The 20,539-nt window shown below is 64.8% G+C and carries 7 protein-coding genes; 5 read left to right on the top strand and 2 right to left on the bottom strand.

Features of this window, described 5'->3' with window-relative positions:
• Positions 1-257: 257 nt before the first annotated feature.
• Together pbpC and LB552_RS04745 are read right to left on the bottom strand one after the other, a co-directional pair.
• Positions 258-2,363 (bottom strand): penicillin-binding protein 1C, encoded by a 2,106-nt coding sequence (gene pbpC / locus LB552_RS04750; RefSeq protein WP_411965495.1) that lies wholly within the window; start codon positions 2,361-2,363, stop codon positions 258-260.
• Between the two features lie 109 nt (positions 2,364-2,472).
• The gene (locus LB552_RS04745; RefSeq protein ID WP_224602190.1) at positions 2,473-7,953 is read right to left on the bottom strand and encodes an alpha-2-macroglobulin family protein; all 5,481 of its coding nucleotides are present in this window, start codon (positions 7,951-7,953) and stop codon (positions 2,473-2,475) included.
• 277 nt (positions 7,954-8,230) lie between these two features.
• On the opposite strand from LB552_RS04745, the gene LB552_RS04740 reads away from it, so the two are divergent.
• The 5 genes from LB552_RS04740 to LB552_RS04720 all read left to right on the top strand — a co-directional run bounded on the left by LB552_RS04740 (position 8,231) and on the right by LB552_RS04720 (position 20,503).
• The gene (locus tag LB552_RS04740) at positions 8,231-10,159 is read left to right on the top strand and encodes an autotransporter assembly complex protein TamA (RefSeq protein ID WP_224602188.1); all 1,929 of its coding nucleotides are present in this window, start codon (positions 8,231-8,233) and stop codon (positions 10,157-10,159) included.
• A gap of 2 nt (positions 10,160-10,161) precedes the next feature.
• Complete coding sequence (locus LB552_RS04735) at positions 10,162-16,215, top strand: translocation/assembly module TamB domain-containing protein (RefSeq protein WP_224602186.1); 6,054 nt, start codon at positions 10,162-10,164, stop codon at positions 16,213-16,215.
• A 276-nt stretch (positions 16,216-16,491) separates the two neighbouring features.
• Positions 16,492-18,150, top strand: coding sequence for an ABC transporter substrate-binding protein (locus LB552_RS04730; protein WP_140839585.1), 1,659 nt, complete (start codon positions 16,492-16,494; stop codon positions 18,148-18,150).
• A gap of 148 nt (positions 18,151-18,298) precedes the next feature.
• Positions 18,299-19,333: an ABC transporter permease gene (locus LB552_RS04725; protein WP_095768933.1), complete on the top strand. Its 1,035-nt coding sequence runs from the start codon at positions 18,299-18,301 to the stop codon at positions 19,331-19,333.
• A gap of 12 nt (positions 19,334-19,345) precedes the next feature.
• Positions 19,346-20,503, top strand: coding sequence for an ABC transporter permease (locus tag LB552_RS04720; protein ID WP_140839587.1), 1,158 nt, complete (start codon positions 19,346-19,348; stop codon positions 20,501-20,503).
• Positions 20,504-20,539: the final 36 nt, after the last annotated feature.

Below are 20,539 nucleotides of genomic sequence, written 5' to 3'. Positions count from 1 at the left end.
GTCTGCTTCACAGCCATCGCGATTCCCTCCGAGCTTCCTCTCAGAGAATCACAACCAGCCAATTACGCAACAGGCCCCCTCAAGGGGGGAGATTGGCAGTTTCGGCGCTGGGCCCGCCTTTCCGACTTTGAAGATTAGCGAAGGCCACGAAGCTGCTGATCTCCCCCTGAGGGGGAGATGGCCGGCAGGCCAGAGAGGGGGGCCTCGCACCATCCAGAAGATGGAAAAACGCAATCCCCTGAATCGCTTGCCGCATCCTATTCAACGAAAACCTTCACGCTTGCAGCTCGCCCCACAGCATCGATCACCGTCAGCGTCGAATAGCCGGTGCCGTCGGGTTGCCAGGTCGCGGTGCGGCGGCGGTCGATGCCGGCGAGTGGCTTGCCGTTGGCGAGCCAGCGGAACGGCGCCCGGCCGCCCTGTAGCTTCAGCACCAGCGGTGTGGCATCGGCCGAATTGATGCCGAGGTCGACGCGGGCGCCGTTGGGCGGGAAGATGATGGTCGGCGCCGGCTCGGTGGCGGTGGCCTGCACCAGACCGTCGGCGCCGGCGCCGAAGCGGGCGAGCGTCACCGGCAATTCCTCGCGCTTGGGGTTGAAGACGCCCGGCGGCCGGCCGGGCAGCGGCACGCCGGCAAGGCCGGAACGGACGAAGCCTTCGAACAGGATGGGTGCTGCCGAGACATAGCCCGACAGGCCAGGGACAGGGCTGGCATCGGCGCGGCCGACCCACACACCCAGCACGTAGCGGCCGTCGAAGCCGACGGACCAGGCATCGCGATAGCCGTAAGAGGTGCCGGTCTTGTAGGCGATGCCGCGCTGCATGGCGCCTTCCGGCGGCTTCACGCCGGACAGGATGTCGTTGATCTGCCAGGCCGCCTGGTCTTCGAGGATGGTGGCGGTGGTGCGCTCGGCGTCGGCCGGCTCGGTGCCGTCACGCAGCGTATGCATCTTGCCGCCATTGGCCAGCCCCGTATAGAGCTGCACCAGGTCGCGCAAGGTCACGCCGACGCCGCCAAGTCCGATCGCCAGGCCCGGCGCTTCGTTGACTGGCAGGATCGGGTTGACGCCTGCCTGGCGGAAGCGCGCGGTGAGCCGCGCGGGGCCGACCGCGTCGAGCACGCGGATCGCCGGCACGTTGAGAGACATTTGCAGCGCCTGGCGGATCGAGACGTCACCCTGGTAGCCCATGTCGAAATTCTTCGGACGGTAGCCGCCGAAATCGGCGGGGCTGTCCTCGATGATCATCTCCTGCGCCACCAGCCCCTGCTCGAAGGCCAGCCCATAGATGAAGGGCTTGAGCGTCGAGCCGGGTGAGCGTACCACCTTGGTCATGTCGATCCAGCCGGAGCGGCTGGCATCGAAGAAATCGGCCGAGCCGACCTCGCCCAGAATGTCGCCGGTGCGCGCATCGGCCATGATCATGGCGACGGAAAGTTTCGGCCCGAGCTTCCTGGCGGCATCTCGTGCCACCTGTTCCAGCCCCTGCTGCACGCTTTTGCGGATGGTGAGCTGCAGCGGCTTGCCTGGCACGGCCCTGGGCAGCATGGCATAGGAAGCATGCGCGGCCAGCGCCGGCAATTTTCTGCGCAGGCCGGAGACGTCGTCCAGCGCGGCGCGCGCGGCTTCGCGTTCGCCGAGCAGGCCGGCCGAGACCATGCGGGTCAGCACGCGGTCGCGTGCGGCGTGGGCGATGTCGAGGTTGCGGTCGGGACGGCGCTTCTCCGGCAATTGCGGCAGCGCGACGAGCAGGGCGGCTTCCGAAACCGTAAGCCGCTTCGGCTCCTTGCCGAAATAGGCGAGCGATGCGGCGCGAACGCCTTCGAGATTGCCGCCATAGGGCGCCAGCGTCAGGTAGCGTTCGAGGATTTCCTGCTTGGTGAGCCGCCGCTCGATCTGGATGGCGCGCAGCATCTGCTTGAGCTTGGAGCCAAGGCTGCGGCTGTCGCGCGGCTCGATCAGCCGGGCAAGCTGCATCGATAAGGTCGAGCCGCCGGACACGATATGCCCGCTGGTGACGAGCTGGCCGGCAGCGCGGCAGAGCGCCAGGAGGTCGACGCCGCGGTGGTCCCAGAAGCGCTTGTCTTCATAGGTGACCAGCATGTCGACGAATTGCCTGTCGACCTGGTCGAGGCGGGTTTCGAGCCGCCAATAGCCGTCGGGCGTGGCGAAGGCGCGCAGCAGCTGACCGTCGCGGTCCTGCACCTCCGTCGAGACCGTCAGCTTTGCCGGCAGCGGTGGCGGGAAAGCGCGGTCGAGTTCCCAAAGGGCAGCGACGGAAAGCGCCGCGAAGCCGGCGAGGCAAAGGCCTGCGATCGCGGTGCGTCGGAGAAATTTCCTGGAAAGCATGGCGCTGACCTTCATCCGCCTGCCCGTCCTTCGCAGCAGCTACGCTGCAGCTTCGGACGGTGAACCGGCCCCTTCTCCCGGTATGGAGGCGGGGAGAAGGGAGACATCGGCGATCTTGTCATCGCTACTCGGCCTTCACCTCCATCACGCCGGTGGCGGTGCGGGCCGAGTATTGCGGCCGGTACATGTCCTCCACCGTCGCCGCCGGATGGGCGTAGGTGCCCGGCGTCACGGCGCGCACGACATAGGCCAGCGTGATGTTGCGGTCGCCGTCGCCTTCGTTCGGATTGAAAGCGGCGACGAAGCGGTCGTTGCGGAACTCCAGATGCGCGGCGTCGGTTTGCGTCAGCCAGGAGAAGTTCGATAGTTGCGCGCTGGAAACCAGGCTCGGATTGTCGATCTCGAAGCCGGCCGGCAACAGGTCGGTGATCAGGAGCCGCGACGGCCATTTGTTCTGCTCATAGACCTTGAGCACGACCACGTAGCGTTCGTTCTGCTTGGCCTCGGTGACGTTGGCCTCGGTGCCGTCGAGCTTGTAGTAAGTGCGCGCGATGGTGAAACCGTCGCCGCCGGACGGCAGCGGCTCGACCGGCGCGGCAACCGCGGTCACCACCGCCTGCAGCGGCGTCGCGCCGGTATTGGCGATGGTGAGCGGGCTGTCGACAAGCTCGCTGCCGGCGACCTGGTCTGAATAGCCGCCCGAATGCGGCGCGCCGTTGACGGAAAGCGTGATGGAATCATTGCCTTCCTTCAGCGCCCGCGCGGCCAGCAGCATCCAGGATTCGTCCTGCGTGCTTGTCCAGCGGGCGTCGGCGCGCGCCACTCCCACCAGCTTGATCAGCTGCGGCACGATGCTCGGCACCGGCTTCGATTCCGCCGCCAGCGCCAGCATCGCCGCGCCGTCACGCAGCCGCGAGCCGTAGTCCGAGCGGTAGTAGTCGTAGTCGGTTTCCGACTTCGCCAGCCTGAGCGCCGTCTGGAAGGTGGCTTCCGAACGCTGCGCGTCGCCATAGAGCGCCAGGCTTGCCGCCAACTGGGCGACGGCCATCGGGCTGGAGAAGGCTTCGAGCTGCGTGTCGGCATAATAGCGCAGGTCGCCGATCGAGGCCTTCTTGTTGCGGGCGAGCACATAGAGCGCATAGGCGATCTCGCTGCCCTTGTCCTGGACGTCCTGGTCGTAGCCGAGTGCGTTCTGCAAGTTGTTGAGCGCCTGGTTCATGGCCAGCGCCGGCACATCGTACTTCTGCTCACGCGCCCGGGTCAGGAACTCCGTGACATAGGCGTCGAGCCACAGATCGCCGGAGCCGGGGCCCCAGAGGCCGAAGCTGCCGCTTGCCGCCTGGTAGGACAGCACCTTGTAGATGGCGTCCTGGATGCGGCCATGCAGGTCCGGATCGCTCTCCATGCCGATGCTCTTGGCCATGTCATTGACGTAGAGCAGCGGCATGGCGCGGCTGGTGGTCTGCTCGGCGCAGCCATAGGGGTAGCGGTCGAGCGACATCAGAAGCGACGGCACGTCGAGCGCGGACGACTGCGAGACGCCGACGCTGACCGAAGCGCCGTCGAGCACGCTTGCGGCAAGCAGTTCCTTGTCGACGCGCAACGAGCCGCCATTGGGCTTGAGGTCGACAACCATGCGGTTGGTGACCGGAAGCTGCGCCGGGCGCACCGGCAGATAGAGCGTCTGCTCGACTTCCGTGCCATCGGCATGCGCGAGCTTGACCGTGACCGAGGCGTCGCCCGCGGTCTTGGCGACCAGCGGGAAGGAGAGCGACTGCCGCTTGCCCTGGGCGAGCGTCAGCTTCTCGGGCAGTGGCTTGTCGCCGGTCGACAGGTCGCCGGTCGTGGTGACCGAGAGCGCATAGTCGCCAGCCGGGCCGTCGGTGTCGGCGATGTCGAGGCGCATGGTCGCCGCATCGCCCGGCGCCAGGAAGCGCGGCAGGCCGGCGGTGATCACCACCGGATCGCGAACGATGACGTCGGTCTGGGCATGGCCGACCGCATCCTTGGTCCAGGCGACGGCCATGATGCGCACGGTGCCGTTGAACTGCGGGATGTCGAAATCGACCCGCGCCTTGCCATTGGCGTCGAGCTCGACCGGGCCGGAGAAGAAGGCGACCAGCTTTTCCGTCGGCGGGCTGCCTTGCGCCTGCATGTTCGCCCCATCACCGCCGGTGCGTATCTTGCCCATGGTGCCGAGCGAGCCGTCGATCAGGCGTCCGTAGAGATCGCGGATCTCCAGCCCCAGCATGCGCTGGCCGAAGAACCAGTCCTCGGGATCGGGCGCCTTGTAGTTGGTGAAGTTGAGGATGCCGACATCGACGGCAGCCACCATCACATAGGCATTGCTGCCGGCCTGAGCGCCGTTGACGGCGACCGGGATCGACAGCTGCTGGCGCGGCACGGTCTTTTCCGGCGGCGTCAGGCTGACCGCCAGCTTCTTCGAGCCCGGATCGACTGACAGCCATTGGATGCCGATGGCGCGGGCAGGCATGCGCGATTCCTGCGCGTCGCCGGGCCGGAACAAGGTTGCGGTGACATAGGCGCCGGCGCCCCAGTCGTCGCCGACAGGGATGTCGACCGTGCTGCCGCCGGCCGGCACCGAAGCGGTGACGGTCTTCAACAGCTTCTCGGCGCCGATGGTGACCAGCAACTCGCCGGCAAAATGCGGCGACACCTTCAGCTTGGCAACTTCGCCGGCAGCGTAGGTGTCCTTGTCCAGCGCGATCTCCAGGCCGTCGGGCGTCTCGGTGGTGGTGGAGGCGACATACCAGCCGGCATCGAACTCATAGCTGGTCGCCGGACCGTCGGGATCGGCCGTCTCGACCTCGAGCCGGTAGCGGCCCCAGTCGACAGGCAGCGACACCGTCGCCTCGCCATCGGCCTTCAGGTCGACCGCGCCGTTGGCGACGGCCTTGGTGAGGCTGACCGCTTCGTAGTTCCACGAATTGTTGGAACGGTACCATTGATAGTTCCGCTCGACCTTGACCAGCGACCACTGCGCGCCCTTCAGGTCTTCGCGCTTGCCGTTCGGGTCGACGGCGATGATGCTGAACTTGGCGGTGCCGCCCTGCGGCACCTCATCGCCCTCGAAATCCGGGCGAATGCCGATGACATCGCGCTGCGGGCGAACGCCGATGTCGAGCGAGCGCTCGACGGCGCGGCCGCCGGCCTCGCGCATGCGCACGGTGACCTTGGCGTTGACCAGCTTGGTGGTCGACGGCAACTGGTCGATCGTCACCGGGAAAGTCGCCTTGCCGTCATCGCCGACCACCGGAAGGTTGGCGAGAGGCGTCACGGTCGGCTCGCCCGACTGCTCGTCGGCCAGGCCGAAGGTGAAATCCTTGAAGTTGTCCCAGGCGCTTGTGGTCGACAGCGTCAGCTCGCCTTCAAGCGCAAGGCCCGCGGCCGGCGCGCCATAGAGGAAGCGGCCGTCGACGGTAGCGTTGGCGGTCTCGCCCTGGGCGATCTCCTTCTTGTCGGCGGTCAGGTCGAATTCGATGCGATCCGGCACGAAATCCTCGACCAGGAACATCTGGCTGGCGACCGGCGACTGCTTGGGATCGGTGTAGATCGACACCGTCCAGGTGCCGCGCATGGCGTTGGCCTCGAGCGGCAGGTCGACGGCGTGGCCGCCGGCGGACTCGCCATTGCTGATGATGCGGCGGTTCTCGACTCCGTCTGGACGTGTGAAGATGAAGGTCAGCGGCAGGTTCTCGACCGCTTTTGCCGCGCCGTCGCGGGCGAGGGCCGCGACGTGAACGTCCTCGCCGGCGCGGTATATGCCGCGCTCCGTCCAGGCATAAACGTCGAGGGCGCCTGGCGAGGCGCGCCCCTCGACGCCGCGATCCGACAGGTCGAAGCCGGCCTTGCCCATGTCGAGGAAGACGAAGTCGTTGTCGCCCTGCTTGGCCATCAGCACGGCCGGCACCATGCCGTTCTCGCCGCGGGTGAGGCCCGGATTGAAGACGGCGTGGCCCTCGGCGTCGGTGGTCGCCGTGCCGAGAATCTCGTTGTTCCTGGCAAGCAGCGTCAATTCGGCGCCGGAGATCGGCTTGGCCGAGCCCAGCGAACGGGCAAAGACGTTGAGGCCGTCCTGGCCGGTATAGGTGGAAAGGCCGATATCGGAGACGACGAACCACTGCGTGGCGCGTGAACCATAGTCGTCGCTCTTGTCGTCGACCGGCTGCGCGGTCAGCACATAGACGCCGGGCTTGCGCTGTGGGATCGCCTCATCCACCGGGAACGAAGTGGTAACCTCCTTATTGAGATCATTGGCGATTTCGAGCGTGCCCGACCAGACGGGCGAGCCCATCTGGTCGGAAATGGTGGAAATGTCATAGCCGTCGAGCTGATGCAGGAACTGATAGCCGGACAGGAGCTGCGCCAGCGAACGATCGCCAATGCGATAGAGCGTCATCTTGGCGGAGTTCATGTTGACGGTGACGACCGGGATGCCGCGGCGCGCCCCGGCCGGCAGCACGAAGCTGTCGCCGGTGAAGCGGGCGGAGGGAGCGCGGTCCTGGACGTAGATCGACAGCACGACGGGCGCGGCGATCGTCTCGCCGATCGCCGACGGCAGGCCGGCGCGGAAGGTCACGTCATAATGCTGGCCGTGTTCCAGGCCTTCGACGCAGATCTGCTTGTCCTTGGCCTCCACGGCCTTGGGCGCGGCGTTGTCCACCGTCACGAATTGCGAATAATCGACCCCGGTCTTGACCAGTTGCTCGGAAAACTGGGCGCAGATGCGCGGCGAGGAGGAATCGGCATCGACAGTGTGCTCGACGATGCGAAAGCCCTTGCGCGCCTTGAGATCGGCATAGTCGGCCTGGACGGCCGGCGAGCTCACCAGCGCAAGGCTCGCCTCATAGGCCTGCAGCGAGGGCCGGTAGAGGTCGCGCTTGTCGAGGCCGGCGCCAAGCAGCGCCAGCGCCTCGGCACGAGTCTTTGCCGTGCGCACCAGCTTGTAGGCGTTGAAGGCCGCCGAGGTGACATTCATCGGCAAAGTCGAAGGTTCAGTGGTGTTCGACGCCGGCTGCACGGCAAGCGTCTCGCGCGCCAGCGCCAGCCACAGCGCGCCGTCATCGGGCAGCACCGAGACCGCGGCCTGGTATTTCTGCATGGCAAGACGATGGTCGCCGGTAAGCGATGCCTGCTCAGCGGCGGCCTGCAGGGCGGCAAGCCCTTCGGTCGGCTTGTCATAGGCCGGATCGGTCAGCTTGTTGCGGAACTGCTGGGCCTGGTCGGCCATCCAGTTGGGGAAAAAAGCCAGTGCCGGCGGAGCGCCGATATCGGGATCGCCGTCGACATTGGCGACCTTGCCGGCGACTGCGCCGGTGAAGGATTTCAACTGGTTATAGTCGGATTTGAGAAAACACCATTTGGCCTTGGTGTTGTAGGTGAAGGCGCGGCAGGCGGGATCGCCGAGACATGCGGTCTTGCACTGGTCGAGGCTGACATTCTGCTCCGACCTCAGGTCGAAGCCGAAATAGTCGGAATTATCGGTCGTCACGATTCTCCGGGCTTCGGCCGCAAAGGCCGCTCCGCCCAGGGCGAAAAAGATGAGAAGAAGCAAAGAGAGACCACGAGCCGCGCGCATTGCCATACCACCCTCCAGACATCGCCAGCGTCCGGGCATGATCAAGCTTCGTGCAGGCTTGTCAACGCCGGAGCGCCGCAGGTTTATCACCCGCGAACGGTTTCCATGCCGGCCAAAGGCCGGTATTTCGACAGAACCTCTGTGAGACGGATCACACATTCTTGCGAAAATGCAAAAGGTGTGAATTCCAAGCCCGGTCTATTTCAGACAATTGGATTGTGGCCCCTTTACGAACGTTGCGGAACTTCATTCCAATTTTAGTTTTGTCGACTAGGTTGTCTTAATGCCGGCGCATGAAACGCAGATGTCAAAGGGGATCGCGCCAGGGCGCGGGCTCCCGCGCGCCCTGCTTTTGGCGCTCGTCTGCTCGACCGTGCTGACCGCAGAGGTACGGCAGGCGGCGGCTTTCGAGATTTTCGGCATCAAGCTTTGGGGCTCGTCCAAGGACGAGGATGCCGACATCGTCGATCCGCTGCGCTACTCGGTGACGATCAATGCGCCTGATGCCGACAAGGATCTGATCAAGAGGCTCGAAAACGCCTCGGCGCTGAAAAATGACGAGGATCATCCGGTGTCGGGGTCGCTCGGCCTGATGGCCAAGGCACGCGGCGACCGCGAACAGCTCGTCGCCGCCCTCTACGCCGATGCTCGCTACGAAGGCGTGGTCACCATCACGATCGAGGGCAAGTCGATCGACGAATTGCCGCCGGATGCCGAGTTCAAAGGGCCACAGCCCATTCCGGTGGTCATAACGGTTTCCCCCGGGGCGAAATTCACGCTTGGCAACATCCGGCTGAAGGGCGATGCGGCCGGGTTGGCGGCAGCCGATTTCGGCCTGATCGCCGGCGGCGATGCCGGTTCAGGCGCGGTGCTCAAGGCCGAACTGCTGATCGTGCGGGCGCTGAAGGAAGAGGGCAGGCCGCTTGCCAAGGTCACGAACCGCGAGATCGTCGCCGAGCACACCAGCTCGACGCTGGACGTGACGTTGACGGTGGCCGCCGGCCCGGTCGCCGGCTATGGCGACATGACGGTCGAGGGCACGGAAAAGGTCGATCGCGACTTCACCGAATACATGACCGGGCTGAAACGGGGCCAGCAATATTCGCCGCAGGAGATCGACGATGCGCGCGACCGGCTGCTCGGGCTCGAGGTCTTCAACAGCGTGACGATCAAGGAAGGCGACAGGCTCGACGCCAACGGCAACATTCCGATCGGCGTCCAGGTGAGCGAGCGCAAGCCGCGCTATTTCGGCGTCGGCGGCAGCTTCTCGAATACCGAAGGCCTGGGGCTCGAAGGCTACTGGGGCCATCGCAACCTGTTCGGCCAGGCGGAGAAGCTGCGCATCGACGGATCGATCAGCGGCATCGGCAACAACAGCCTTTCCGCTCTCAACTACAACGCCGGCGTCATGTTCGAGAAGCCGGGCGTGCTCGGGCCGACGTCGAAATTCTTCACCGGCATCAAGACGGTGTTCGAACACCCCGATGCCTATGACCATTTCTCGGTCAAGGGCGACGTCGGCGTTTCCTACGATCTCGACAAGAAGCAGCGGGTGTCGGCCGAATTCGACCTCGATTATTCGAGGATCACCGACGCCTTCGGCAAGCATACCTATCTGATCGCCAGCGTGCCGCTGCAATATGTCTATGACAGCCGCGACAACAAGCTGAACCCGACCAGGGGATTCCGATTCTTAGCCTATGCCGAGCCGAGCTACGACATATTGAACGGCGCGACGTTCCTGAAGCTGAAGGGCGAGGGCTACACCTACCAGTCGCTCGACACGGCAAGCCGGTTCGTGCTCGCCGAGCGCGCGACGCTGGGCTCGATCGTCGGCACCGGGCTGCAGAACGTGCCGGCCGACCGTCGCTTCTATTCCGGCGGCGGCGGCTCTGTGCGCGGCTATGCATATCAGGGCATCGGCCCGAAGGATATCAACGGCCAGCCGATCGGCGGTCTCTCCTTCTTCGAAACCTCGGTCGAGATGCGCATCGGCGTCACCGACACGATCGGCATCGTGCCTTTCGTCGATGCCGGTACGGTCTCGACCAAATCCTTCCCCGATTTCTCGAATGTGAAGGTCGGCGCCGGCGTCGGCCTGCGCTATATTACTCCCTTCGGGCCGTTGCGCATCGACGCTGCCGTGCCGCTCAACCGCGATCCGGGCGATCCGCATTTCGGCATTTATGCCGGCATCGGCCAGGCGTTCTGACGATGAAGATGGTCTGGCGCATTGTCCGTATCTGCCTCTACGCGCTGCTTGTGCTGCTCGTGGTGGCGATCGGCGCGCTTGTCGTTCTGACCGGCACCGAAGGCGGCCGCCAGAATCTTGCCGGCCTGATATCGAAGATGGCTTCGAACGAGGACCGCAAGGTGACGGTCAGCGGCATCGAAGGCATCTGGTCGGGCGCGCTCAGGGTCGACCACATCGTGCTGGAAGACCGCGCCGGCCCCTGGATGGTGGCGCGCAAGGTAGCGCTCGACTGGTCGCCGGCGGCGCTGCTGTCCTGGAATTTCGATGCCGATCACTTAGCCGCCGAGCGCATCGAGTTGGCGCGGCTGCCGCAGCCGAGCCAGCAGCCATCGCAAGGTGGCTCGTCCAGCCTGCCGGTGTCGATCGACGTGAAGCAGATCGACCTGCCGGAGATCGCGCTTGGACAGGAGCTTGCCGGCAGCGGCATCGCCGAACTGGCCGCCAAGGGTTCGCTCAAGGCCGATCCGTCGCCGCTGGCGATCGAAAGCGTGCTCAACGTCAGCCGCCATGACGGCAAGCAAGGCAATGTCGACGCCAAAATCCACTTTGCGCCGGCCGACAACAAGCTCGAGCTCGACCTCAAGGCGTCGGAACCGGCCGGAGGCATCATCGCCAATTTGCTCAAGCTGCCGGATGCGCCGCCCGTCAACATCGTCGTTTCCGGCGGCGGGCCTTTGGCCAACTGGAGCGGCGTCGGCACCTTCATGGTCGACGGTCGGATCGTCAGCCAGCTGACCGGTCGGCACCAGCTCACTGACAAGGGCCACCGCATCGAGGCCAAGGGCGACGGCCAGTTCGAAGAGTTCCTGCCGGAGAAGATAAAGGCTTTGTTTGCCGGCAAGACGAGCTTCGACCTCGCCGGAACGGCGACCGCGTCGGGTGGGATCGATATCGAGCAGGCCATCATAGAGAGCGATGCGGTGCACGGCACTGCCACCGGCAATGTCGATCCGAAGGGCGCCAGCAACCTTGCGGTCGAGCTCTCCGCAAAGGAGAAGCCGGTCACCGTCGATGTCGGCAACAGCGCGGTTCCGATCCTGGTCGCGGTCGAAAAGGCCACGGTGCGCGCCTTCGGCGACGGCAAGGCGCCGATGGTCGATATCGGCACGTCGCTTACTTCGGTCGCCGTCGGCGGCACGCAGCTCAACAATATTACGGGCGAGATCCATTCCGACGGCTTCGACATCGAGACCGTTAGCGGCCCGGTCGCCATCAGGCTCGCGGCCGCCGGCCTGAAGACCGATGTCGCGACGCTGGCGCCGCTGGTGACCGGCAAACTCGCCGCGGATCTTTCCGGCACGATCAGCCGCGAGACCGTGACCATCGACGAAGGCACCTTGCGCAGCGATGCGCTCAATGCCGGGCTGACGGCAAATGTGGCGCTGGCCGATTTGTCGATGACGCTGAAGATGAATGCCGACGCCGTCTCGAAGGCATTGCCGCCGCAGATCAGCTCGCTGCTTGGCGAGCGGGTGAAGTTCTCGGCCACCGCCACGCGCGATCCGCAAGGCGCGTTCGCCGCCAACTCGCTGGAGATCAGCTCGGGCTCGCTCAGCGCCAGCGGTACCGGCAGCATGCAAGGATCGGATATCCAGGCCAGCGTCAAAGGCACATTGGGCGATGTCTCGCCACTGTCGTCGCTCGCCGGCACGCCGCTTGCCGGCGGGGTCAATTTCGCGCTGACCACGAGCGGCCCGCGCTGGGCGCCGGATTTCTCCGTTTCAGCAGACAGCGCCAGCCTGACGGCCGCCGGCCGCACGGTGAAGGACATCAAACTCTCGGCCAAGGGCAAGGCCGACATCGCCAACCCGTCCGCCGAAATCTCGCTGACGGGCAGCGCCGAGGGGCAGGCGCTGGACATCGCAGCCTCGCTGGTGACGGCCGACGGCAAGCGCTCGATCAGGGGCCTCAGCCTGGCGCTTGGCGACAACAAGGTGTCGGGCGATCTCGCGCTCGACGACAAGTTCCTGCCGCTCGGCACGCTGACGCTTGCCGTGCCCGACATCGGACCGCTTGCGGCGCTCGCAAATCAGAGCGCGACCGGCGATATCAACGGCACGATCGCCTTCGCCAAGGACGGCGAGGCGCCGACTGTCACCATCAATGCGGCCAGCAAATCGATCGCGCGCGGCGATCTGGCGGCGAAAGCCATCACCATCAACGCGCTGATCGCCAACTACCTGAAAGGGCCGGCGATCTCAGGCACGATCAAGGCCGATAGCGTGACCTCCGGCGGCACGGTCATCAGCGGCATCGGCATCGATTTGAAGCGCGACGGCGATTGGACGAACTTTACCGGCGGCGCCACGGCGTCCGGCATTCCGGCCACCGCCACCGGCCGGGTGAAGATCGCCAACGGCACGACAAGCGTGGAAATCGCTTCCGGCGAGGCGACGGTGCGCGGCATCAAGGCGGCCATAGCCGAGCCTTCCAGCCTCTCCATCACCAATGGCGTGACCGCCATCGAGAAGCTCGCGCTCAATCTCGGCGGCGGCTCGGCGACGGTTTCCGGCAGCGCCGGTCAGGCACTGGACCTGACGGCCAATCTCGCCAACCTCCCGCTTGCACTCGCCAATGATTTGGTGCCCGGCCTCGACGGGGCCGGAACGCTGGAAGGCACGGCACACGTCACGGGTCCATCGTCCAATCCCGACATTCAGTTCGACGCGAAGTTGGCGGGCGCCGAGACCAGCCAGACCCGGCAGGCGGGGCTCGGGCCGCTGGATCTGGACGCTGCCGGTACCTACACGCTGGCGGGCGGCGTCGCCCTGGACCACGCCACGCTTTCGGGCGAAGGGATTTCAGGCAAGGCCGCCGGCACTCTCAACCCGAACGGCGCCAGCGATTTCTCCCTCGACCTTACCTCGTCCGGAGCCAGCCTGCCGTTGACCGTCGGCAGCGCCCAAAGCCCGGTCAAGATCGCCATCCAGTCCTTGTCGGCAAAGATGGCGGGCGAAAGCACGCAGGCGCGGCTCGATGTGTCCGCGATCCTGCCTTCCATTGCCGCCAGCCAAGCGACGGTCGACGGCCTCATCCTGGCGCTGCATTCGGATGCCTTCGACCTCAAGGGGCGGGCAGGTCAGGTTTCCGGCACGGTGTCGGTGGACAGGATTGGCCTCGACAATCCGACGATCGCGCCGCTGATCGCCGGCAAGGTCACGGCCAAGGTCAATGGCCGCCTGACGACCGATGCCGTTGCCCTCGACAGCGGCTCCTTGAGAAGCGATGCGCTCAACAGCCAGGTCGCCGGCCGGATATCGCTGGGCGACGGTTCGGTCGACCTCAATATGAACGCCAATGTCGCCTCTTCAGCCTTACCGGCGGCGGTGCGCGGCATGCTTGGCGAGAGCGCTGCGTTGAGCGCCTCGCTGAAGCGCGATGCCAATGGCAATGTCAATGTCGACGGGCTGAAGCTGAATTCCGGCGCGCTCAGCGCCGACGGGCAGGCGAGCCTTGCCGACGGCAGGTTGGCCGCCGGGATCAGAGGCGCATTGAGCGATGTTTCGGGGCTGTCGAAAGACGCCAAGGGCGCCATCGCCTTTGTCTTGAACGCGCAAGGCCCGGTCACCACGCCGGACCTGTCGATGACGGTGAGCAGCGACCGGCTTTCCGTGGCGGCGCGCGAGATCACGGGACTGAGGCTTACGGCCAGCGGCAAGGCCGATGCCGCCAATCCGGCGGCCAATGTTGAACTCACCGGCAATGTCGCCGGGCAGAATCTGCAAGGCAGCGCAGTGCTCGCCACGACCAATGGCAGCCGCGCGATCAATGGGCTTTTGCTGTCGCTCGGTCCGAACAAGATTGCCGGCGATCTCACTCTCGACGATGCCTTCGTGCCGGTCGGCACCGTTTCGCTCGACTTGCCCGATATCGGGCCGCTGGCCGCGCTGGCGCTGGAAAAAGCCGAGGGCAATGTGCGCGGCACGATCGCTTTTACCAAGGCAGCCAACGGACCCAATGTCGCCGTCAAGGCGAACACCTCCGAGATCAAGCGCGGCGATCTCTCCGCCAGGAATGTCGCCATCGACGCGCAGATCGCGAATTACATGGCAGCACCGGTCATTGCCGGTACGGTGCGCGCCGAGAGCGTGACTTCCGGCGGCACGGCCGTCACCGGCATCGATGTCGATCTCAAGCGCGACGGCGACTGGACCGGTTTTTCCGGCGGCGCAACCGTCAAGAACATCCCGGCGAAGGCAGCCGGCCGGGTGAGGATCGCCAACGGCACGACGACCGTCGAGCTCGCGTCGGGCCAGGCGACCGTGCAGGGCATCAAGGTCGCGATCGCGCAGGCCTCGACCGTGACCATCGCCAACGGGGTGACGACGCTCGACCGGCTGGTGCTGAATCTCGGCGGCGGCACGGCGACGGTGACTGGCAAGGTCGCGCAGACGCTCGACATCAACGCCAATCTGGCTCGGGTGCCGATCTCGCTCGCCAACAGTTTCTCGCCGGGTCTCGACGCGGCCGGCTCGGTCTCGGGGACGGTCAAGGTCACCGGCGCGCCGGCGACCCCATCGGCCGCCTTCAACATCGATGCGTCCGGCGTGCAGACCTCGCAGACGCGCGGCGCCGGCCTCGGCGGCATGAATGTGTCGTCGTCGGGAACCTTCGCCGGCAACAAGCTCGCCTTCGATGCCGACATCAGCGATGGCGCCGGCCTCGGCCTCAAGGGTGGCGGCACGGTGGCGACGACAGGCACGCCCACCTTGGCGCTCGACTTCAAGGGCAAGGTGCCGTTTTCCTTCCTTGCCGCCAAGCTCGCCGTGCAAGGTCTGGCGCTCAACGGCACTGCCAAGGTCGATGTGCAGGTGCGCGGTCCCGCATCCGCGCCGGTGATCAGCGGCAAAGTCACGACATCCGGCGCGCGCCTTATCGATGCGCGTTCCGGCCTGGCGGTCAACGATATCGACGCCGACGTTTCGATCGGCGGCGGCGTCGCCAGGATCAATCGCTTGACCGGAAAGCTGTCGACGCGCGGCAGCCTGTCGGCCAGCGGCACGGTGGGCATCACGCCGGCGCAAGGCTTCCCGGCCGACCTCTCGATCAAGCTCAGCGATGGCCGCTACACCGACGGCCGGGTGGTGACCGCCAATCTCGGCGGCGACCTGACCGTCAAGGGGCCGCTGGTCTCGGCACCGGTGATCGCCGGCACCATCAATCTGGCGAGGACGGTCATCACCGTTCCGGACAAGCTGCCCGGGTCACTCTCGGAACTCAACGTCAAGCACAAGAACGCGCCACGCGCCGTGCGGGCACAGGACAAGGCGCTGCGCCCGCCAACGTCCAGCGGCAGCAGCAAGGGCGGCAGCGGCCTGATGCTTGACGTGACGGTCAACGCGCCGAACCAGATCTTCATCCAGGGCAGGGGCGTCGACGCCGAACTCGGCGGCTCGCTCAAACTAACCGGCCCGGCGTCGTCACCGCAGGCCGTGGGCACTTTCACCTTGCAGCGCGGACGGCTAACGATCCTTGCAAAACGGCTGACATTCACGGAGGGCACGGTCGGGTTCCAGGGATCGCTGGTGCCTTACCTCAATCTCACCGCAACCACCACGACAAGCAGTGCCACCGTGACAATCGTGGTTTCCGGCGAGGCGACCGATCCGAAATTCAACTTCTCCTCGGTGCCGGCGCTGCCACAGGACGAGGTCCTGGCGCAGCTCATCTTCGGTCAATCCATGTCCAGACTGTCACCGCTGCAGATCGCCCAGCTCGCCGACGCCGCCGCGCAATTGGCAGGCGCCGGCGGCACGACCTCGCTGCTCGACAACCTGCGCAACGCAATCGGCGTCGACGATCTCGACGTGACGACGGACGAGAAGGGCGGCACCGCGGTTTCGGCCGGCAAATACCTTAACGACCGCACCTATGTGACCATACAGAAGGGCGACAAGCCGGGCTCCGGCAAGGCCACGATCGACCTCAATGTCGGTCGCGGCGTGAAGCTGCGCGGCGAGGCCAATGATGCCGGCGAAGCCAAGGGCGGCGTCTTCTACGAACGCGAATATTGAGGCCGCGCCGGCGCTTCTGTGTCTGCCCAGCAGGCTGGCCGCCGCGGGGACGGGGCCGTTATCCGTATAAAATGTATTGATTTAATCGCCCGCAACGATTTTTTGGGAAATCCGCCTCGCGATAACAAATTTGCGTCAAGACTGTCGCTAACGCGCGAACCGGGTTGTAGCCAAAGATGCACATTCCCTGGCATGTTCCTACTCCACACCGTGTTTTGACATCACGGTCTGGATGCGGAATGTTAAAAGGCGGAAAGCCAACAATGGGAGTAAGTCATGGCAATCTATAAGAGCAATGGTGATCGTGTTCCCGATCACATCCTGAAAATGGCTGAAGAAGCCAAGTCGGGCGGCGTGGACCGCCGCGAATTCCTGGCTATGGCCAGCGTCTTCGGCGCATCGACGGCAATGGCCTATGGCATGCTCGGCCTCGCCGCGCCGACCCCGGCCCGGGCCGAGGACGTGCAGGGCAAGAAGGGCGGCGTGCTCAAGGTCGCGATGTCGATCAAGGATCCGAAGGATCCGCGCACCGCCGACTGGTCCGAAATCTCCAATGCCGAGCGCCAGGCGCTCGAGCCGCTGGTGAAATACACGAAGGAATATACTTTCGCGCCGTATCTGCTGGCGAGCTGGGACATCAACGACGACGCCACCGAATACACGCTGCATGTGCGGCCGGGCGTCGAATGGAACAACGGCGACAAGTTCACCGCCGACGACGTGATCTACAATTTCACGCGCTGGGCGGATAAGGGCGCGGAAGGCAACTCCATGCCTGGCCGCCTCGGCAGCCTCGTCGACGACACGACCAAAAAGCTGCGCGAAGGCTCCGTCGTCAAGGTCGACGACATGACCGTCAAGCTCAAGCTGACCAAGCCCGACATCGCCATCATCCCGAACCTTTGCGACTATCCGGCGCTGGTCGTGCACAAGACCTTCGACGAGAAGGGCGCGAACTTCAAGAGCTGCCCGATCGGCACCGGTCCGTTCGAGCTCGTCTCCTACGACGTCGGCCAGAAGGTGGTCTACAAGCGCCGCGAGACCGGCAAGTGGTGGCAGGGCGAGGCCTTCCTCGATGGCGTCGAGTTCATCGATTACGGCACCGATCCGGCCGCGACCGTCTCGGCCTTCGAGTCGGGCGAAGTCCAGACCAACCACGAAACGACCGCCGACTACATCAAGATCATCGCCGACGTCGGCGCTCCGGTCTCGGAAGTCGTGACGGCTGCCACCGTGGTGTCGCGCTTCAACATCACCCACAAGCCCTATGACGACCAGAAGGTTCGTCAGGCGATGTTGCTTGCCGTCGACAACGCCACCGTGCTGCAGCTCGGCTACGGCAATGCCGGCACGCCGGCCGAAAACCACCACGTCGCGCCGATCCATCCGGAATACGTCAAGCTGCCGGAGGTCAAGCGCGACATCGCCAAGGCCAAGCAGATGCTGACGGAGGCCGGCGCGATCGATTTCGAGCACGAGCTGATCAGCAACGACGAGGACTACCACAAGAACACCACGGACGCGATCGCCGCCCAGCTGCGCGAAGCCGGCATCAAGGTGAAGCGCACCGTGCTGCCGAGCTCGACCTTCTGGAACGACTGGACGAAGTATCCGTTCTCGGAAACCAACTGGAACATGCGCCCGCTGGGCATCCAGGTGATCGCCATCGCTTACCGCACCGGTGAAGCTTGGAACGAGACGGCCTACGCCAATCCGGACTTCGACAAGAAGGTGAACGAGGCGCTCGGCATCGCCGATGCGGAGAAGCGCAAGGTTGTGATGAAGGATATCGAGCAGACCCTGCAAGATTCCGGCATCATCATCCAGCCTTACTGGCGCAAGCTCTACATCAACATCAAGCCCGAGGTGAAGAACCACTCGATGCACCCCACCTACGAGCACGACTTCGGCAAGGTCTGGCTCGAGCAGGCATGATCCATAGCGCGATGGATACGAGGGGCCGCGGCCTCTCGTATTTGCAGCTTCGTCGCCGTTGCATATCCTGCAGCGGCGGCGGGGCGTCATCCGCTTTTCGAAACAGGGTTGAACGTATCTGACCCCAACCCGGCCGGCAGGGGGGCACATGTTCTCATTCATCGCCAGACGCATCGGCACGATACTGCTCACGATGCTGTGCCTGACGCTGGTCGTCTTCTTCCTCGTCAATCTCGAGCCCAATCTGAAGAAACTGGCGATCAGCCAGACCGAGATGCACACGCCAGCCGACCAGCTCGAAAGCTGGCTGGTCAATCATGGCTACCGGCAGAACTTCTTCGTGCGCTACGGCCAGTGGCTGGGCGTCCTGCCGAAGCATCCGATCACCGATCCGGCGACCGGCAAGACGACGCAGCGCTTCTCGTTCTGCAACGACCCGGCCGAGCCGCAATTCTCCGGCGTCCTGCAGGGCGATTTCGGCTGCTCGACCAAGTTCAAGACGACGGTCGCGGCCAAGCTGTTCCCAGCCCTCGGCGCCACCGGATTGCTGATGTTCTGGGTGCTGGCGGTGATGGTGCCGATCTCGCTGCTGATCGGCATTCTCGCCGGCATGCGCGAGGGCTCGCGCACCGACCGCGTGCTGTCGGTGGCCTCGATCGCCTCGACGGCGACGCCCGAATATGTGTCGGGCGTCATCTTCACCGTCATCTTCGCATCCTGGCTCGGCTGGCTGAACGGCTCGGCGGCGTCCGCCAGCCAGGGCATCACCTTCTACAATTTCACGCTGCCGGTGATCACGCTGGCGATCTACGGCATCGGCTATATCGCGCGCATGACACGCGCCTCGATGGTCGAGGTGATGACGCAGCAATATATCCGCACCGCCCGGCTGAAGGGCCTGTCCTTCAGCAGCGTGGTGATCAAGCATGCGTTGCGCAACGCGCTGATCGCGCCCTTCACCGTCATCATGCTGCAGTTCCCGTGGCTGCTCACCGGCGTCGTCATCGTCGAGGTGATGTTCCGCTACCAGGGTTTCGGCTACACGCTGGTCGAGGCCGCCGGCAACAACGACATCGACCTGCTGCTCGGCTGCTCGCTGGTCTCGGTGTTCATCGTGCTGATCACGCAGCTGATTTCCGACGTCGGCTACGCGTTTCTCAATCCGCGTATCAGGGTTCAGTAGGGGCAGGGGCCGATGCAAACCGAATATATCAGCGCCTTCAACGTGGTTATCGGCGTGCTCTGGCGGTTCTGGCCGGTGTGGGTCGGGCTCATCCTGGTGATGGGCGCCAGCTTTACCTACAAGAAGCGGCTCGGGCTCTACGGCCAGCTCTTTGACAGCGGCGTCGGCATTGCCGGCGTCTTCATCTGCCTGTTCTGGCTGTTCACGGCGATCTTCGCCTCCACCATCTCGCCCTTCGATCCGCTGGCGCAGGTCTCGGTGATGAAGGACACGCTGCCCGGGGCGATCGAGCCGGCGTCGAAGCTCGTCTATTATTTCGGCGGCGACAAGCTTGCCCGCGACGTGTTCTCGCGCATGGTCTATGGCAGCCAGATCGTGCTGATCATCGCGCCGGCCGCCACCGGCTTCGCGCTGATGGTGGGCATCACGCTCGGCCTGCCGGCCGGTTATTATGGCGGCAAGATCGACACGCTCTTGTCGTTCCTTGCCAATCTGGTGCTGGCCTTCCCGGTCATCCTCCTGTTTTACCTGCTGGTGACGCCGGGCATCATGGACACGCCGATACCCTATGGGATGGCGGGACTGTTCTTCCTGTTCCCGATCATCTTCTTCTGCGTGCTGTTCTGGACCCGCTACAAGAACCGGCCGGACCGGCTCTATATCCTGCTCGGCATCACGCTGGTCCTAGGCGGCTGGATCTATACGGGCCTCGTCTTCGACAAGGATCCGCTGCGCATCGTCCATATCGATCCCAACCAGCTCAACATCTTCGTGGCGGTGGTGTTCGCCTCCAGCCCGGGCGTGTTCCGCATCGTGCGCGGGCTGACCATGGACATCAAGACGCGCGATTATGTGGCGGCGGCGCAGACGCGCGGTGAATCGCCCTGGTACATCATGCTGTGGGAGATCCTGCCCAATGCGCGCGGTCCGCTGATCGTCGATGCCTGCCTGCGCATCGGCTATACGACGATCCTGCTCGGAACGCTCGGCTATTTCGGCCTGGGCCTGGCGCCGGAAAGCCCCGACTGGGGCACCGCGATCAAGGATGCCAGCCGCCTCTTGCGGTCCTTCATCCACCCGGCGCTGCCGCCGACGATCGCGCTGATGTCGTTCGTGCTGGGGCTGAACCTGTTGGCGGATTCGCTGCGCGAACAGTCGATGAAGGATTGATGGTGTGGGTTCAGGCCCTACCTGCTGAAACAATTT

The sequence above is a fragment of the Mesorhizobium sp. CA7 genome (genome assembly GCF_020165015.1).
GTDB lineage: Bacteria > Pseudomonadota > Alphaproteobacteria > Rhizobiales > Rhizobiaceae > Mesorhizobium.
The sequence above is the reverse complement of the archived record's forward strand: the minus strand, read 5'-3'. Positions and strand labels throughout refer to the sequence as shown.

What these genes read in the sequence shown, in the direction of transcription:
- pbpC (WP_411965495.1), bottom strand. Translation starts at nt 2,363, where the DNA reads ATGAAGGTCAGCGCCATGCTTTCCAGGAAATTTCTCCGACGCACCGCG.
- LB552_RS04745 (WP_224602190.1), bottom strand. Translation starts at nt 7,953, where the DNA reads ATGGCAATGCGCGCGGCTCGTGGTCTCTCTTTGCTTCTTCTCATCTTT.
- LB552_RS04740 (WP_224602188.1), top strand. Translation starts at nt 8,231, where the DNA reads ATGCCGGCGCATGAAACGCAGATGTCAAAGGGGATCGCGCCAGGGCGC.
- LB552_RS04735 (WP_224602186.1), top strand. Translation starts at nt 10,162, where the DNA reads ATGAAGATGGTCTGGCGCATTGTCCGTATCTGCCTCTACGCGCTGCTT.
- LB552_RS04730 (WP_140839585.1), top strand. Translation starts at nt 16,492, where the DNA reads ATGGCAATCTATAAGAGCAATGGTGATCGTGTTCCCGATCACATCCTG.
- LB552_RS04725 (WP_095768933.1), top strand. Translation starts at nt 18,299, where the DNA reads ATGTTCTCATTCATCGCCAGACGCATCGGCACGATACTGCTCACGATG.
- LB552_RS04720 (WP_140839587.1), top strand. Translation starts at nt 19,346, where the DNA reads ATGCAAACCGAATATATCAGCGCCTTCAACGTGGTTATCGGCGTGCTC.